Origin of the sequence: Mesorhizobium sp. M4B.F.Ca.ET.089.01.1.1, assembly GCF_004022605.1 — a bacterium.
In the GTDB taxonomy this organism is placed as follows: domain Bacteria; phylum Pseudomonadota; class Alphaproteobacteria; order Rhizobiales; family Rhizobiaceae; genus Mesorhizobium; species Mesorhizobium abyssinicae.
Genome location: NZ_RZOS01000088.1, coordinates 1 through 17027 on the forward strand (window position 1 = coordinate 1; position 17027 = coordinate 17027).

14 protein-coding genes and 2 pseudogenes are annotated in these 17027 nt (G+C 64.9%); 9 read left to right on the forward strand and 7 right to left on the reverse strand.

The annotated features are described in order from the left end of the window. The 4 genes and pseudogenes from EN780_RS11530 to EN780_RS11545 all read left to right on the forward strand — a co-directional run. On the forward strand, nt 1-503 hold a 503-nt coding region (locus EN780_RS11530), incomplete at its 5' end, for a TOBE domain-containing protein (RefSeq protein ID WP_133372601.1). A 39-nt stretch (nt 504-542) separates the two neighbouring features. Next, nucleotides 543-1289 carry a sugar phosphate isomerase/epimerase gene (locus EN780_RS11535; RefSeq protein ID WP_128273806.1) on the forward strand — a complete coding sequence of 249 codons (747 nt, stop codon included), beginning with the start codon at nt 543-545 and terminating at the stop codon, nt 1287-1289. Nucleotides 1290-1300: 11 nt separating this feature from the next. Further along, on the forward strand, nt 1301-2443 hold the full coding sequence (locus tag EN780_RS11540; protein ID WP_128273808.1) for a Gfo/Idh/MocA family oxidoreductase: 1143 nt from the start codon (nt 1301-1303) through the stop codon (nt 2441-2443). 134 nt (nt 2444-2577) lie between these two features. Further along, nucleotides 2578-3409, forward strand: a pseudogene (locus EN780_RS11545) (aldo/keto reductase); the annotation flags it as partial. Here EN780_RS11545 and EN780_RS40570 read toward each other — a convergent pair. Both EN780_RS40570 and EN780_RS11555 read right to left on the reverse strand, forming a co-directional pair. After that, nucleotides 3387-3627 (reverse strand): annotated as a pseudogene (locus tag EN780_RS40570) (L-glyceraldehyde 3-phosphate reductase); the annotation flags it as partial. The pseudogenes EN780_RS11545 and EN780_RS40570 overlap by 23 nt on opposite strands. A gap of 83 nt (nt 3628-3710) precedes the next feature. Next, on the reverse strand, nt 3711-4802 hold the full coding sequence (locus EN780_RS11555; RefSeq protein WP_128273810.1) for a trypsin-like serine protease: 1092 nt from the start codon (nt 4800-4802) through the stop codon (nt 3711-3713). A gap of 392 nt (nt 4803-5194) precedes the next feature. Here EN780_RS11555 and EN780_RS11560 point away from each other — a divergent pair, with 392 nt between their 5' ends. Continuing rightward, nucleotides 5195-6301 (forward strand): serine protease, encoded by a 1107-nt coding sequence (locus tag EN780_RS11560; protein ID WP_128273812.1) that lies wholly within the window; start codon nt 5195-5197, stop codon nt 6299-6301. A gap of 98 nt (nt 6302-6399) precedes the next feature. Here the strand turns inward: EN780_RS11560 and EN780_RS11565 are convergent, their stop codons facing one another. From EN780_RS11565 to EN780_RS11575, 3 genes are all read right to left on the reverse strand, one after another. Continuing rightward, nucleotides 6400-7125 carry a hypothetical protein gene (locus tag EN780_RS11565; protein WP_128273814.1) on the reverse strand — a complete coding sequence of 242 codons (726 nt, stop codon included), beginning with the start codon at nt 7123-7125 and terminating at the stop codon, nt 6400-6402. Beyond that, nucleotides 7122-7508, reverse strand: a complete 387-nt coding sequence (locus EN780_RS11570) for a hypothetical protein (RefSeq protein ID WP_128273816.1) — start codon at nt 7506-7508, stop codon at nt 7122-7124. Before EN780_RS11570 ends, EN780_RS11565 begins: the two co-directional genes overlap by 4 nt. A 92-nt stretch (nt 7509-7600) precedes the next feature. Next, nucleotides 7601-9811: a caspase family protein gene (locus EN780_RS11575; RefSeq protein ID WP_128273817.1), complete on the reverse strand. Its 2211-nt coding sequence runs from the start codon at nt 9809-9811 to the stop codon at nt 7601-7603. A 232-nt stretch (nt 9812-10043) separates the two neighbouring features. Between EN780_RS11575 and EN780_RS11580 the strand changes: the two genes are divergently transcribed. Continuing rightward, complete coding sequence (locus EN780_RS11580; RefSeq protein ID WP_126058257.1) at nt 10044-10448, forward strand: Fur family transcriptional regulator; 405 nt, start codon at nt 10044-10046, stop codon at nt 10446-10448. A 156-nt stretch (nt 10449-10604) separates the two neighbouring features. Here the strand turns inward: EN780_RS11580 and EN780_RS11585 are convergent, their stop codons facing one another. Continuing rightward, a complete protein-coding gene (locus EN780_RS11585; protein ID WP_245499932.1) occupies nt 10605-11234 on the reverse strand; it encodes a LysE family translocator in 630 nt (209 codons plus the stop codon). 1 nt (nt 11235) lies between these two features. Beyond that, nucleotides 11236-14199: a DNA polymerase I gene (gene polA, locus EN780_RS11590; protein WP_189556491.1), complete on the reverse strand. Its 2964-nt coding sequence runs from the start codon at nt 14197-14199 to the stop codon at nt 11236-11238. 449 nt (nt 14200-14648) lie between these two features. Here polA and EN780_RS11595 point away from each other — a divergent pair, with 449 nt between their 5' ends. From EN780_RS11595 to EN780_RS11605, 3 genes are all read left to right on the forward strand, one after another. After that, on the forward strand, nt 14649-16034 hold the full coding sequence (locus EN780_RS11595) for a M20/M25/M40 family metallo-hydrolase (RefSeq protein ID WP_127282374.1): 1386 nt from the start codon (nt 14649-14651) through the stop codon (nt 16032-16034). 88 nt (nt 16035-16122) lie between these two features. Beyond that, entirely contained in the window at nt 16123-16743 is a 621-nt protein-coding gene (locus EN780_RS11600; RefSeq protein WP_127392932.1) for a ribonuclease D, read from the forward strand. 18 nt (nt 16744-16761) lie between these two features. After that, entirely contained in the window at nt 16762-16962 is a 201-nt protein-coding gene (locus EN780_RS11605; protein WP_127282376.1) for a hypothetical protein, read from the forward strand. Nucleotides 16963-17027 lie beyond the last annotated feature (65 nt).

Consider the following 17027-nt stretch of genomic DNA (forward strand, 5'->3'; position numbering starts at 1 on the left):
AGGCTATGACGCTCGCCGACCGCATCGCCGTCATGAGGGGCGGGGTCATCCAGCAGCTCGATGCGCCGCAGACGATCTACAACCGGCCAGTCAACCGCTTCGTCGCCGGCTTCCTCGGTTCGCCGGCGATGAATTTCCTCAAGGGGGAGTTGGAAGCCGGCACCGCCCCTGTGTTCAAAGCCGACGGCGTGTCGGTGCCGCTCGGCCGCTATCAATTCGACGGCGATGGTGGCCGAGGCGGCAAGCCTTGCATCTTCGGCATCCGGCCTGAGCACATAGCCTTCGGCGACGCCGCCGCGGCAATGCCGTTCACCGCCGAGTCGACGGTCGAGATCGTCGATCCGATGGGCTCAGACACGCTGGTGTGGACCAAGCTCGGCGGCCAGATCATCTCCTTCCGCGTCGAAGCGGATAAGACGCTGCGCAACGGCGATGCGATTCGCATCGGCTTCGATCCGGCACGCGCCTCGCTGTTCGACGCTCAAACCGACAACCGCCTTTAACCTCCCAAGCAGCCATCCCCCAAGAAACGGACAGAGACGATGAACTGGTCATTCCAACTTTACAGCGCCCGCAATTTCCAGCCTTGGGAAGGGGTGCTGCAGACGCTCGGCAAACTCGGCTACAAGGAAGTCGAAGGGTTCGGCGGCGTCTATGACGATCCGAAATCCTTCCGCGCCGAGCTCGACAAGAACGGGCTGGCCATGCCGACCGGGCATTTCTCGATCGACGCGCTCGAGAACGACTTCGACGGCGTGCGCAAGATCGCCGACGCGCTCGGCGTCATGCTTTTGATCTGCCCCTATCTGGTCGCCGAGCAGAGGCCGGCGGACGCCGCCGGCTGGCGGGGTTTCGGCGAGCGGCTGGCCAAGGTCGGCGAAACGGCAAAGAAGGCCGGCTATGGCTTTGCCTGGCACAATCATGATTTCGAGTTCAAGGCGCTTGCCGACGGCTCGGTGCCGCAGGACCACATCTTTGCCGCCGCGCCCGATATCGGCTGGGAGATGGACGTCGCCTGGGTGGTGCGCGGCGGCGCCGATCCGCTGCCCTGGATCGAGAAGCACGGCAAGCGCATCAGCGCCGTCCACGTCAAGGACATCGCCAAGCCGGGCGAGGGCCTCGACGAGGATGGCTGGTCGGATGTCGGTCATGGCACGATGGACTGGGCCGGCCTGATCAAGACGTTGCGCGCCAAGAGCGCCGCCAGGTACTTTGTCATGGAGCAGGACAACCCGAACGACATCGAGCGCTTCGCCCGCCGCTCCATCGCATCCGTCAAGGCTTACTAGGAACAATCGACATGGCAAAGAAACTGGGTATCGGCGTTATCGGCTGCGGCAACATCTCGAAAGCGTATTTCTCGCTGGCGCCGCTGTTCCGCGGCATCGAGATGCGTGCCTGCGCCGACATCAACATGGACGCTGCGAAGGCGCGGGCGAAGGAGTTCAAGCTGCGCGCCGAGACGGTCAATGACCTGCTCAAGGCGGACGACATCGACATCATCGTCAATCTGACGATCCCGGCCGTGCACTATGAGGTGTCGAAGGAGATCCTCGACGCCGGCAAGCACGTCTATTCGGAAAAGCCGTTCGTGCTTTCGATCAAGGAGGGGCTCGACCTGAAAGGCCGGGCCGAGAAGAAGGGACTGCGCATCGGCTCGGCGCCGGACACCTTCCTCGGCGGCGCGCATCAGCTGGTGCGCAACCTGATCGACACCGGCGCGCTCGGCAAGATCACCAGCGGCACCTGCCATGTGATGGGTCACGGCATGGAGCACTGGCATCCCAATCCGGATTTCTTTTTCCAGCCGGGCGCCGGCCCGGTGCTCGACATCGGGCCGTACTACATCACCAACCTGATCCAGTTGGTCGGGCCGGTGAAGCAGGTCGCGGCCTTCGCCTCGACGCCGGCCAAGGAGCGGACGATTTCGTCGAAACCGCGCGCGGGCGAGAAAATCCCGGTCAACACGCCGACCACCATCCACGGCCTGCTGGAGTTCGAGAATGGCGCGGTGGTGACGCTCAACACCAGCTGGGATGTCTGGAGCCACGGTCATGCGCCGATGGAACTCTATGGCGAGGGGGGGACAGTGTACGTGCCGGATCCGAATTTCTTCGGCGGCGACGTGCGCTTCACCGAGGCGGCGAAACCGGTCAAGAAGCTGCCGAAATGGAAGCATCCGTTCGGCGTGCCGAACGAAATGCATTCGCAAGGCATGATGGCCAACTACCGCACCGCCGGCCTTGCCGATATGGCGCTGGCGATCGCTGAGGGGCGGCCGCACCGCTGCTCGATGGAGCTGGCGCTGCACGCCGTCGACGTGATGACCGGCCTGTTGCGCTCGGGCGAAACCGGCAAGTTCGTCGCCATGCAGACGACCTGCGAGCGGCCGGCCGCACTCGGCGTCACGGAAGCCAAGGACCTGCTGGCCAAGAAGAAGTAGATCGCCGCAATTATCGATAATTTTTACCAGCCCTCTCCCCCTTCTCTCGGGGAGAGGGTAAAGGGTGGGCCGCAGGGCATGGTCATCGCGTTGCGGTGAACCATGCCCGATCCGTTCAGATCCGAGGATTTCCCATGCCCTATGTCGCCGCCGAAAACCGCTACGAGAAAATGCTCTACAACCGCTGTGGGCGGTCCGGACTGAAGCTGCCCGCGATCTCGCTCGGGCTGTGGCACAATTTCGGCAATGACACGCCGCACAAGACCAAGCAGGCGATCGTGCGCCGGGCGTTCGACCTCGGCATCACCCATTTCGACCTCGCCAACAACTATGGTCCGCCGCCGGGCTCGGCGGAGACCGCCTTCGGTGAAATCCTGCGCACCGATTTCGCCGCCTATCGCGACGAGCTGATCATCTCGACCAAGGCCGGCTACGAGATGTGGCCGGGGCCGTATGGCGAGTGGGGCGGGCGCAAATATGTGCTGGCCAGCCTCGACCAGAGCCTGAAGCGGATGGGGCTCGACTATGTCGACATCTTCTATTCGCACCGTTTCGACCCCGACACGCCGCTGGAAGAGACGATGGGCGCGCTCGACCATGCGGTGCGCTCGGGCAAGGCGCTTTATGCCGGCATCTCGTCCTACAATTCGCAGCGTACGCGTGAGGCGGCCGACATATTGAAGCAGCTCGGCACGCCTTGCATCATTCACCAGCCAAGCTATTCGATGCTCAACCGCTGGGTCGAGGAGGACGGGCTGCTCGACACGCTGGAAGGGCTCGGCGTCGGCTCGATCGTGTTCTCGCCGCTGGCGCAAGGCATGCTGACCAACAAATATCTGGGTGGCAACCATCACCAACATCAAGGCGCTGAACGCCATTGCCGGCCGCCGCGGCCAGACGCTGGCGCAGATGGCGCTGGCCTGGGTGCTGCGCAGGGGCCGGGTCACCTCGGCGCTGATCGGCGCTGGCTGCGCGGCGGACCCTTGCGCTCCGCCGAGGCCGCCCACAGATTGATGTCGGCCTCGCGCGCATAGCTGTCGATCTCGGCCAGTTCCGCATCGCTGAAGTCGAGTGCCTTCAGCGCGCCGACGCAATCCTCGACCTGCTCCGGGCGGCTGGCGCTTGTCGTTGATGAAGGCGGGCCTGAGCGACTTGCCCTGCGAGGCGCGGCTGCCCTCGGGGATGAAGTAGATGGCGCAGGCAGCCATGGCATGAAAAGAAACGGCGGGTTTTGCCCGCCGTTTTTGTATTGAGAGAGGCGGGAGGCTCAGGGCTTGGCCGGCTTCTGAGCGGTACCGACACCGGCCTTGGGCTTTGCCGGCGCCGGCGTGGTCTTCATCTTCTCCTCGATCCAGCCGCTGTAGTTGGCCAGCCGCGTATAGATGCCGTAGGCGTTCTTGTGGCCGCAGGCCGCACTGCCGTCATTCGGCCCTTCGCCCCAGGAAACGACGCCAATCTGGACCGGGCCGTCGGCACCGGTCATGAACAGCGGGCCGCCGCTGTCGCCATTGCAGGCATCGCGCTCGCCGCTGGCGGTGCCGGCGCAGATCATGTTGCCGGTCAGCGGATCCGACATGTCGGCGGCAATGGCGCTGGCGGCCGCGTCGATGCCCTTTTCGGAGTAGCGCATGCGGTGGGAGAGGTCGCCAAGTGCTGTCTTCAGGTCGCGCGCGTAGATGTCCTTGATGCCGCTGTTGCAGGTCGCGTTCGGCTGCAGGTCGAGGTCGGCGACCATCAGTGCCGTCGGGAAGGTGCCGTCCTGCATCTTGCCCCAGCCGGTGACCGTGGTCTTGCCGCTGTCTGGCGTTGCCTCACGGGCGAGCTTGATCGTCGGCGCGTCCGCCGGCTCGGCCAGCCGGATCAGGCCGAGGTCGTTATCCATCGTCTGCTCGCTATAGCCTTCGTTGACGATCACCTCCGCCGCCTTGTAGCGCTTGCCTTCGCCGAGATCGGTGGCGCCGGTCAGCACGGTGACCGCGCCCGCCGGGATCGGCCGGCCGTTGTCGACGAGGCAGTGCGCGGCCGTCAGCACCCATTGCGGCCCGATCAGGCTGCCGCCGCAGAACTGGGCGTCCGGCTGCGAGGCCGGGCTGGCGTCCAGCCTGTCGCTTGTCAGCAGCGCCACCTGGAAAGGAAAAGCGCCTTTCTCGGCCTCCTTGCCGCCATAGACGCGATCGGCGCCGTCGGGGTTCTCGGCCTTGGCCTTCGCCCTTGCTTCGGCGACGCGCTTCATTGGCGAGACCGCTGCTTCCGGCCGTGCGGGCCCATCGGCCGCGTGGGTGGCGTTGAGCGTCGCGAGCGCCGCGATGCCGGCCAGCAGTGCTGTGGCGAGCGGCCTGAACCGATGGATGATGTTCACCATGACCTCCTGAGACGAACGTTCCCGAACAGGCCGGCCCGGCGCATGATCCGCTGCCCGAGGCACCGGTTTTGAACGACCGGCCACGCGCAGCCCGGATCGGCGCGCAAACCGGTCATAAAACCGAATGCCACTTCTGCTAATCGTGCCCGCGAGCAGAACCCGCTCAAACCTATAGCCCCCCACGGGCTACGTGGAAGCGATTTGTCATTGCCAATGTTGGAATATTTTAGGCAGTATATCGAAGGGGAGTTTTTGGCGGGGGCCTCAACTGACCGCGCGGGGCAATGATCTGGTCGGCGTTACCAAAACTCGGTTTTGGCGCCACCACGATCTCGACAATATTTCTGTATCTTGATCCAGTCCTTGCTGACTTTTGGGAGAGTCTCACCGTGACAAAACTGACGAACACCATCATTGCGTCCGCGTTTCTTTCCACCGCGATGTGGCTGACGCCCGCCTTCGCCGCCGATCCCGGCGCCGCCAATGCCGGCAACGGCGAAAGCATGCGCGATGCGGGATCGGGCGACTATAAACCGGGCCGGGCAAAGCCGATCGCGCCGCCGAAACTCACCGAGGACGAGGCCAGCCGCGCCGCGCCGCTCGCCGACGAGGACGCGGCGGTCAAGTCCTATGGCATCGTCGGACGTTCCGCCGACGGCAAGGAGATCAAGATCGAGGCGAACGAGGCGCTGAAGGAACTGATCATCGAGGAACTGAACAAGCCGGCGGACGGGCAGGGGTCCGACGCTTCAGGTCCGCAGAACACCGGAGACCCCGGGCTGACGGAGGGTGAAGCCGGCCGCCAGGTGTTCGGCACAGACGACCGCGAGCAGGTCAAGAACACCAAGACCTATCCGTTCTCGGCCATCGGCTATCTCGAGGCCAAGTCGCCCAAGACCGGCAAGTTCGGCAGCTGCTCGGCGACGCTGATCGGTCCGCGCACCGTGCTTACCGCGGCGCACTGCCTCTACAGCCATGAGGATGGCGCCTGGCTCGACGAATATCTGTTCGTGCCGGGCCTCAATGGCAGCACCGCCGACGATGCGCCGTTCGGCGCCTTCACCTATGAAAGCGCCTATGTCCTGCAGGGCTTCATCGACAACTACCAGGGTTTCTACGGCTCGGTCGTGCCGTGGGATCTCGGCATCGTAACGCTGAAGCAGGATGTCGGCACCAATCTCGGCTGGCTGGGCTATGCCAATTACGAGGATCTGGGCGACTTCACCGCCAACATCGTCGGCTATCCCGGCGACAAGCCGATGGGCACGATGTGGAAGGCAAGCTGCGAAGTGCATGCCGAAAACATCGGCACGGACTATTTCCAGTACGATTGCGATACGTTCCCGGGCTCGAGCGGCAGCTCGGTCTACGCCTATGACAATGCCGCGAAGCAGCGTGTCATCACCGGCGTGAACGTCGCCGAAAGCCCGGACGCCAACACCGCGGTCAGGCTCAACGCCGCCAATATCGAGTGGATCAACAGCCTCTACAAATGAGGCCTGTTCCGACCCGCTGGTAGCAGCGATCGAACAACCGGTGGTAGGGTTGATCCCACTGCCGGTTTTTCACATCCGGGCCGCCGATCGCTTCGCCATTATTTGGACGGCGCCTCGGGCTGCTCCTGGCGCACATAGGTCTCGATCGCCGAGGCGAAGTTGGCGGAGCCTGCCTTGCGCTGCTTGTCTATATAGCCGGCGAAATAGCTCCAGAAGGAAACGGCATAGTCGCGGAAATAGGCGTCCGCCACCTTGCGCGAACAGAGGTCGCTCTCGACGCAGATGGAAAGGCGGTTGAGGAAATAGACGATGCGGTCGAAGTGATCGCTGAAATCGGCAAGCGGCATGGTCCCGCCATCGCCGGTCATCGCCTCGATGCCGATGCGCTGCCTGAACACCTGTTCCTCGGTCGGCGTCGGATTGGCGCCAAGCAGATTGTCGTATTTGGTGTTCAGCGCCGCCAGCCGCTCCTTGAGCGCGCGTTGCGCCTGCTGCAAGTCCTTGCTCTCCCAGAGCTCGACCAGCGCCATGGTCTGCTCGACGCGCTTCTGCTCCTGGTTGGCCAGGAACTGGAAGACGGAGAACAGAAGCGTGAAGATGATCACAAGCCGCACCAAAAGGCCCGACCAGGCGTAGGCCAGCATGCGCCAGTCGCGATCGGTGAAGGGGTTCGATTCCTTCTTGATCTCGTGGCTGCTCGGCCACGGGAAACCCTCGGTGGTTTCCGGCAGCGCCTCGGCCTTCTTGGCCGGCGGCGGCTCGGCCGTCGTCAACGCCGTCGCAGCCACTACTTGTTCTGTCACCTTGCCCCCCGGCTTCTTCATCGGCAGCTGTCCAGATCGATGGTGGCGGTCGGGTCGAGCACGATGCCCGGCGCCTCAAGCTTCCTTTTCAGGCAGTCGAGCTGCGGGCGCGAGATCATGAACTGCACGTCGGGCTCGGCGGGTGCCTTGTTCGGCGAGGGCAGGGCCTCGACCACGCCGCGCGAGGCGCAGTCGCTGAGATCGACCACGACGGCTTCATTGCCGGTCTTGGCGATCTGGTCGTACTGGTCGAGAAAGCAGCCTGCCAGTTCGGAATTGGTGACGATCTGCTTGGCGCAGAGGCCGCAGCTCTCCTCCGCCCGGGCAGGGGCGAGCGGCAGCGCCGCAAGAAGAAGGCCCGCTCCGAGCCAGTAATGCACGTTGGTTCTCACAAGCGTCCTCATCCTTTCCGTGCCGCGCCAGAATGTCCACGCACAAGGCCGGTCGCGCAAGAGCCGATGCAGCGGTTGCGACAGGCTTTTGCGGCAGCCTGCGCTCAGGCGCGCGGCACTGTCTCCATCGGAAAAATCATCACCGCGCCCTTCGGGCCGCTCCTGTCGGCAAGCTTCATCACCGAGCGTGTCGAAGGCGCCATGCCGATTTCAGTCAGCATGTCGGAGAAGCCGGAGCCGCCGACCGCGCGGGTGGCCGAGGGCACGCCGTCCTGCGCCAGGAAGCTCAGGTCCTCCTTCTCGCTCTGCGGCGGTGCCTCGGTCAGCACGGCGATCATCCGCTCCATGCCGAAGCTGGTGTCGGTGAAGGCCAGCAGCCCCTCCCGCAAGCCGGCATCCGGCGAGCCGTTGGCGGGCGCCAGCCGCTCGGCGACGATATGGGTGATGGAATAGTCGCTGCCGACATAGAGCACGTTGATGTCGACATATTTGTCGGAATCGTTCCTGGCCCTGATATGCACCTCGTCGCCCGGCGAGACGCGCGGCACGGTCGAGGCCTGCAGCGGCTCCAGTGCGTCGCCGCCCTGGCGCCTGATCTCGAACTCGACGCTGACCTCTTCCGGCCGGTAGTCGGACGCGGCGGCCAGCCTGGAAAGGCCGGTGGCGCGGAAGATGGTGGTCAGGTTCTTCGCCGTCGCATCGACCAGCTTGGCGCGATCATCCGGGTGAATGATTATCAGCGGTGGCCTGCCGCCGTCCTTCACATCGCCGGAAGCCGGCAGGAACCACAGCGCCGGCTTGTCGGTGGCGGCGGCCGCGGCGCCGGCGATCGCGTTCTCGCGCAGCACCGCCAGTCGCAGATCGGCGCTCTTGCCGGGCTCGACCAGCTCGACGTGGAAGCCGGATTTCTCCCTGGCCGCCAGTTCGTCCAGAACCGAATTCACCAGCGCGGTCTCCTTGTCGAGGCCGTCGGTCGCCGCCGGCCTCGCCACCGCGAGCTTGTAGTCGACCGCGAGCTCGGCGACGCGCGCATAGGCATTGGCCGGGATATCAGCCAGCGTCAGCGCCGGCTTGCCGTCGAGCTCCACCGGCTTCACCCAGCTCTCCAGGTTCCTGGCCGACTGCACCTCGACATAGCCGAGCGCTTCAGACAGTTGCGACAGGGCCGAAGGCAGGATGGCGAGCTTGCTGCCGGGGGTGAGTCGCTGCAGCAGCCCGGCGCCGATCGTCGCCGCACCGTCCTTGACGACCAGCGGCCATTGCATGACCGCATCGGCCCTGTCGGTGCCGAAGACGCGCGCATCGAGCTCGCCTTCGAAAAGCGGCGTCGGCCGCGTGCGGCTGTCGGCCGAATATTGCTGCAGCACCGCCTGGCCGAGCTGGCGGTAGGTGACGTTGGGGTTCTCGGCCAGCTTGGACAGGATGGTGAAAGTGAACAGACCGAAGCGCGGCGCGTCGGCGGTGCCCTTGGGCAGCGGCATCTCCGGCGTCGTCTCGACGGTCTGCGCGGCATAGAAGGCGACCAGCTTGCCCTTGGCGGTCGATTCGGCGCCAGTCGGCGTAAGGTTGAAGGCGGGCTTGCGCTGGCCGTTCTCGTCGAAGCCGCGCGTCGCGGTCGCCGCGATGTCCGCGTAGAGCTTCACGGCGGCTGCCCGTTCGGCCTCGCCGCCGCCGACCAGATCGGCAAACTCGACCTTGCGCTCCATCTCGTCGTCGACCTCGGCGGCGCGTGTCGCCGTGCCGGAATGGCAGCAGTCGAACACCACCCAGACGAAGGCGCCCTTGTCGCGGATGGCGTCGAGCGCGGCGCCGACCTCATTGTCGACGAGCGCGTTGGGCACGCCGGCCTCGCGGTTGACCCATTTCTCGATGTCGACGGGAAGGAAGATCTCGTCGAGGCCGTCGGTCTCGTCGCCCTTGGTCGCCTCGGGCTGCTGGGCGCCATGGCCGGACAGATGCAGATAGACGAAGTCGTCGCGCTTGACCCTGGCAGCGAGGTTGGCCAGCGCCGCCTTGATCGCCGCGTGCGTCGGCAGGCCGGCCGCGCCGTCGACATCCTTGGCAAGCAGGGCGACGTTCTCGGGCGCGAACTTCACCGGGGCCGGGGTGTTCCTCAGCAGGTAGTCGCGCACCAGGCCGGCATCGTTCTTCGGCCCGATCAGCCAGTTCTTCTTCGGCAGGTTCGGATAGTCGGTGCAAGCGACCAGCAGCGCGTGATAGGTGCGCTCGGCGGCAAGCGCACGGAACGACAACGTCCCCGCAGCCGTCAGCGCGGAGGCGCCGACAAGCAGCGTCCGGTGTGTCAATCTGATCATGGATGCCCCCCAAGCCCGATCGAATTCGCAAGCAGTGGTAACCCTCGTCGATGATTTTGTCAGTATTTTGAAGGCTGGTTGCGCGATGCCGATGACCAATCACCGAAGCGGTGCCGCCGATGGCGACGGAAACAGTGGCAAAAGAGGCGGTTCGTCGCTATCTCAGTGGAATTCAGGCCACTTGCATGCGCAAATGGCGCGCGGACGGCGCAAGCAGACTGGAAGCAGGACCATGGCGGCAAGGGATGTGCTGACGAAGAACCAGTTGTGCGTGCTCGAAAAGCTCGAGGCCGCCAGCGGACCGCTCAGCGCCTATATGTTGCTCGACCAGCTGCGCGAACGCGGCTTTCGCGCGCCGCTGCAGGTCTATCGCGCCCTCGACACGCTGGTGAAGTCGGGTTTCGTGCACCGGCTGGAGAGCCTCAACTCCTTCGTCGCCTGCGCCGAGCCGCACGACCACAGCCATTCGATGACCGCCTTCGCCATTTGCGACACATGCGGCCAGGTGACCGAGATGTCCGACCATGATGTCGACCACCGGCTGGACGAATGGGTGCGCTCGACGGGCTTTGCCGCCAAGAAGGCGGTAATCGAGTTTCGCGGTGTATGCGCCAAGTGCCGGGCCGAGGCGGCCTAGGGTCTATTGATATTCAGGTGAGGCCGGCCTGCAAATGGCGGGCTCGTGCGTTTCCGGTGCTCACGTATCTCAAGTACGCCCCGCTCCGGTTCTCGGAACTCCACCCTTCTCGGCTCGGCCTGACCTGAATCTCAACAGACCCCGGAGCGAATCGCTTCAGCGCGCGGTCGACCAGGCGAACCAGAACGCGACCAGCGCCAGCAGGGCGGAAAGCAGCCGTCGGGCAAATCGCTCCCTTCTTGGATCGTTGAGGAACGGTTCCAGCGTCCCCGCCAGCACAACGATGACGCCGTGAACAGCAGTCGCGATCGCCACATAGACCGCGGTGAGCATGACTGTCTGGGAAAGGACCGGCCGTGAGGCGTCGACGAAGGTCGGCAGCACCGCGACGTAAAAGACCGCCGCCTTGGGGTTCAGGAGATTGGTGACGAGCCCGCGCATGAAATGCTTGCCGTGCGCGCCGCCGGCGCTCGATACGACGTCCGTTCCCGCGGTCCAGCCTTCCCAGGCGAGGTAGAGAAGGAACAGCACCCCGGCCCAGCGAAGTCCCTCGTAGAGCGGCCGAGATGCCTGGATCAGTTCGGCGACGCCGAAGGCCGCGACTGCGCCGACGGTCGCCAGTCCCGAGGCGATACCCGCCACCGTGGCAAAGCCGGCGCGGCGTCCCTGGCTGGCGGAAATCAGCGCCAGATAGGTCATGTTCGGACCCGGCGTGAGTTCGATCAGCAGGCATGCGAACGAAAAGGAGAGGACGGTGGCTGTCGAGGGCGGCAGCAACGCGTTCACATCAATGCGCCTCGTCCCAGTTGTTGGCGGCCCGCGCATCGACATGCAGCGGCACCGACATCGACACCGCCGGCATCGGCGCGTTCTCCATCACCCGGCGCACGACGGGAAGCGTCGCCTCGACCTCGGACTCCACCGTCTCGAAGATCAACTCGTCATGCACCTGCAGCAGCATGCGGGCCGACAGGCCGGCCTTCTCCAGCGCCTCCTCCATATGCACCATGGCGCGGCGGATGATATCGGCTGCCGTGCCCTGCAGCCTGGCGTTGATCGAGGCGCGCTCGTTGAAGGCGCGGATCGACGGGTTGGACGAGCGTATCTCCGGATAGTGGATACGGCGGCCGAATATGGTTTCGACAAAGCCGTGCTCGCGGGCGTAGGCCTTGGTCGCCTCGATATAGTCGCGGATGCCCGGGAAGCGCTCGAAATATTTCTTGATGTAGGCGCCGGCCTCCTCGCGCGGGATCGACAGCTGGTTGGCGAGGCCGAAGGCCGAGATGCCGTAGATGATGCCGAAATTGATCGCCTTGGCGCGGCGGCGCACCTCCGAAGGCATGCCCTCGACCGGCACATTGAACATCTCGGATGCGGTGATGGCGTGGATGTCGGCGCCATCGGCGAAAGCCTGCTTGAGTTGCGGGATCTCGGCGACGTGGGCGAGCACCCGCAATTCGATCTGGCTGTAGTCGGCCGAGACCAGCTTGTGGCCCTTTTCGGCGATGAAGGCAGTCCTGATCTTGCGCCCCTCGGCGGTGCGCACCGGGATGTTCTGCAGATTGGGGTCGGAGGACGAGAGACGTCCTGTTGTCGTCGCGGCCAGCGCATAGGAGGTGTGGACGCGTTTTGTGTCGGGATGGATGAAGCCAGGCAGCGCGTCGGTATAGGTCGATTTCAGTTTCGTCAGCTGGCGCCAGTCGACGATCTTGCGCGGCAATTCATGGCCTTCGGCCGCAAGGTCCTCCAGGAGCTGCGCCGAGGTCGACCATTGCCCGGTCTTGGTCTTCGAGCCGCCCGGCAGGCCCATCTTGCCGAACAAAATGTCGCCGAGCTGCTTGGGCGAGCCGATGTTGATGGGCTCGCCGACGATGCCGTAGATCTCCTCCTCGACGCGGGCCGCACCCTGCGCCAGCTCTCCCGACAGCCTGGAGAGGATCTGGCGGTCGACGGAGATGCCGCGCTGCTCCATCCGGGCCAGCACCGGCACCAGCGGCCGCTCCAGCCGCTCGTAGACGGAAACCAGGCCCTTGGCGGCAAGCCTGGGCTTCAGCACCTGCCAGAGCCTCAGCGTGATATCGGCCTGCCCGGCGGCGTAGGCGGTCGCGCGCTCGATATCGACCTGATCGAAGCCGACGGCGCTTTTCCCCGATCCGGCAAGCTCCTTCTTGGAGGCCGGGGCATGGCCCAGCCATTTTTCCGAGAGGCCGGCCAGGTCGTGGCCGCCGGACGTGCCGGCATCAAGCACATAGGAGATCAGCATCGTGTCGTCGAATGGGCCGATCTCGATGCCGTGGCGGCTCATCACGACGATGTCGTATTTCAGGTCCTGCACGATCTTGAGAACGGACCTGTCCTGCAAGAGAGGCTTCAGCAGCGCCAACGCCTCGCGGACGGGGATCTGGTTCTCCAGCATGCCGCCGCCCAGCAAGTCGCCGGTGCCGCTCTTGTGGACGAGCGGCAGATAAGCGGCGCGGCCGGGCGCCACCGCCATGGACAGGCCGATCAACTCGGCCTGCATCGGGTCGGGCGAGCTGGCCTCGGTGTCGAAGGCGAGGACACCGGCTTCCCGTGCCTCGGCGATCCAGGCCGTCAGCGCCGCCGCATCGCGAATGGCGATATAGGCCGACGTGTCGATCTTGCGCGCCGCCGCCTGTTCCAGGCGAAGCGCCGAGAGCAGGGAAGGGGTGTCGCCCTGCGGCGGCGCGTCTTCTCCCCGGATGGCCGGCGCTGGCTTGTCGGCGTCGTTGCCGGCGGGCGTGGCCCGTGCTGCCGGCGGCGCGCCGGCTCCGACATCGGGTCCGTGCGCGGTATCGGCGCGCTCGATGGTGACGGCGGCGGCCTGGACGTCGCCGATTTCGGTTCCGGTCGCTTCGGCGACGCGGCGGGTCAGCGTGGTGAATTCCATGGTCTTGAGGAAGCCGATCAGCTTCGGCCCATCCGGCGCATGCAGCTCGAAGTCGCCGAGCCCCTCGGCGACCGGAACGTCGTTCTTCAGCGTCACCAGCTGGCGCGAGATGCGCGCCTTGTCGGCATTGGCGATGATCGATTCCCGCCGCTTCTCCTGCTTGATCTCGGCGGCGCGCGCCAGCAGCGCGTCGAGGTCGCCGAACTGCTCCAGAAGCTGCGCCGCTGTCTTCGGCCCGATGCCGGGCACGCCCGGCACATTGTCGACCGAGTCGCCGGTGAGCGCCTGCAGGTCGATCATCTTCTCCGGCGGCACGCCCCATTTCTCGATCACTTCGGGGATGCCGATCTGGCGGTCCTTCATCGGGTCGTACATGCCGACCGTGGGACCGACCAGCTGCATCAGATCCTTGTCGGAGGAGATGATGGTGGTGTCGCCGCCAGCCTCGCAGGCAAGCCGGCAATAAGTGGCGATGAGGTCGTCGGCCTCGAAGCCCTCCATCTCGATGCAGGGAAGATTGAAAGCCGTGGTCGCCTGGCGGATCAGGCCGAACTGCGGGATCAGGTCCTCTGGCGGCGCCGAGCGGTTGGCCTTGTATTCGGGGTAGAGATCGTTGCGGAAGGTCTTCGAGGAATAGTCGAAGATGACGGCGAAATGCGTCGGCACCACGCCGACATCGGTGTTGCGGGCATCCTGCATCAGCTTCCACACCATGTTGCAGAAGCCGAGCACGGCATTGGTGGGCAAGCCGTCGGATTTGCGATTGAGCGGCGGCAGCGCGTGATAGGCGCGGAAAATGTAGCCGGAGCCGTCGACGAGGAAGAGATGATCGCCTTTTTTCATGCCGGCAGGGATAGCGCGGCCAGACGGCGCGGTCCATGCCAAAGGCGGCTGAAAACCACCGGTTCCGGCAACACCCTGACAGAGGCTGCCGCCGAATGATCCGGCCACTCACGGGCATGTTACAAAAGTGTAATACTGGTGCCCTTGAATCGCCACGTTCACAGACCCAAATATGGGTCATCGGCAGTTTTCGCCGAAGTCCGGAGCAAGGCCCGTCCCCCGCCTATCCCGGACAACTGCGGCAGCCTATCCCCCCTCTCCGGGCTGCCGCAACGTTTCGAGTAAGGCCGCCGTGGTTCCCCCTCCACCACGGCGGCTTTTTTTCGCCTTGAGGTCCGACATACCGGTCTGGATGTTTTTCCGCAGCCAAACGCGCTTGGTCCAACGTTCCCGGCTTTTCGTTTTCGGCTCGCCCCTTTAGGGTCGGCGCAAAATCGAAAGGCCAGAAAATGTCTAGAATCTCCCCCGTCCTCGATCGTCTCGACCAGAATCTCGACCAGAGCCTGGAACGGCTGTTCGGGCTGCTCGGCATCAAGTCGATCTCCACCGATCCGGCCTATGCCGGCGACTGCCGCAAGGCGGCGGCGTGGCTGGTGGCCGAGCTGAAGCTGATCGGCTTCGACGCCAGCGTGCGCGACACGCCCGGCCATCCGATGGTGGTGGCGCATCACGACGGGCCGGCGGGCGCGCCGCATGTGCTGTTCTACGGCCATTACGACGTGCAGCCGGTCGATCCGATCGACTTGTGGGAAAGCGATCCGTTCGCGCCGGCGATCAAGGAGATCGAGCCCGGCCGCAAGGTAATCACCGGCCGCGGCTCGGCCGACGACAAGGGCCAGCTGATGACCTTCGTCGAGGCCTGCCGCGCCTGGAAGCAGGTGCATGGCGGCCTGCCTTGCCGCATCACCATCCTGTTCGAGGGCGAGGAGGAGTCCGGCTCGCCGTCGCTGAAGCCGTTCCTGGCGGCCAACGCCGCCGAGCTCAAGACCGATTTCGCATTGGTCTGCGACACCGGCATGTGGGATCGCGAGACGCCCTCCATCTGCGTGTCGCTGCGCGGCATGGTCGGCGAAGAGGTCACCGTGAAGGCGGCCGATCGCGACCTGCATTCGGGGCTCTATGGCGGGGCTGCCGCCAATCCGATCCGCATCCTGGCCGGGATCCTGGCCGATATCCACGACAAGGACGGGCGCATCACCATCCCGGGCTTCTATGACGGTGTCGAGGAGACGCCGTCGCAGGTGCTGAAGTCGTGGGAAACGCTCGGCGAGACCGCCGAGAGCTTCCTCGAGCCCATCGGCCTGTCGATCCCGTCGGGCGAAAAGGGGCGTTCGGTGCTCGAACTGACCTGGGCGCGGCCGACGGCGGAGTTCAACGGCATTATCGGCGGCTATACCGGCAAGGGCTTCAAGACGGTGATCGCGGCGGAGGCCTCGGCCAAGGTGTCGTTCCGCCTCGTCCACAAGCAGGACCCGGAGAAGATCCGCGCCGCATTCCAGGCTTTCGTCAGGGAGCGCATTCCGGCCGATTGCTCGGTCGAATTCCACCCGCATGGCGGCTCGCCGGCGATCCAGCTTTCCTATGACTCGCCATTCCTGGCCAAGGCCAAGGAGGCGCTGTCGGATGAATGGCCGAAGCCGGCGGTGACCACGGGCAGCGGCGGCTCGATCCCTGTGGTCGGCGATTTCCAGACCTATCTCGGCATCGAATCCCTGCTGGTCGGTTTCGGCCTCGACGACGACCGGATCCACTCGCCCAACGAGAAATACGAGCTCACCTCCTTCCACAAGGGGCAGCGCTCCTGGGCCCGCATTCTTGACGCGCTGACACGCTGAGGCGGCGCGAAGGACAACTTTCTGTTGATTTTTGGATGGATCGCGGCGAGGACGAACCAACAGCGCAGGCCGCGATCCGGAGACAATGATGAGCGACATCCGCTTCCACAAGAACGACTTGCCCGACCTGTCCCATTACAATGTCGGGGCGGTGGCGATCGACACCGAGACGCTCGGCCTCAATCCGCACCGCGACAGGCTGTGCGTGGTGCAGATCTCGCCCGGCGACGGCAGCGCCGACGTGATCCAGATCGCGCCCGGCCAGAAGAAGGCGCCGAACCTGGTCAGCCTGCTGCGCAACCGCAGCGTCACCAAACTGTTCCATTACGGCCGCTTCGACATCGCCGTGCTCTACAACGCCTTCGGCGTCATGGCGGAACCGGTTTTCTGCACCAAGATCGCCTCGCGGCTGACCCGCACCTATACCGACCGGCATGGGCTGAAGGACCTTTGCGGCGAGCTTCTCGGAGTGACCCTGTCGAAGGTGCAGCAGTCGTCGGACTGGGCAGCGGAGACCCTGTCGCCGGAACAGCTCGAATATGCCGCCTCCGACGTGCTCTATCTGCACCGCCTGCGCGAGGTGCTGGCCGGCCGGCTGGCGCGCGAGGGCCGCACGAAGGAGGCCGACGCCTGCTTCCGCTTCCTGCCGACGCGTGCCAAACTCGACCTGATGGGCTGGGGCGAGGAGGATATCTTCGCCCATAGCTGACGGCCGTGGGAGGACGACATGGCGGAGAGACAGCCGATATCAACCGCGCCGACCGATGGCTCCAAGGTCACCGTCTACTGGAAGGACGGCAATGGGGTGATCAACGAGTCGGTCGCGCAGTATCGCGACGGCGGCTGGTGGACCTATATCGACAGCACCACGCAGAAGAAGGTCGAGCCGAGCAGCTGGCGGCCTGCCGCAAGCGACGATGACGACTAAAGCAATTCCAGGAAAAGTGTGAGGCGGTTTTCCGTCCGCAATTGCTCAAAGAAAGGGCTTGAGGT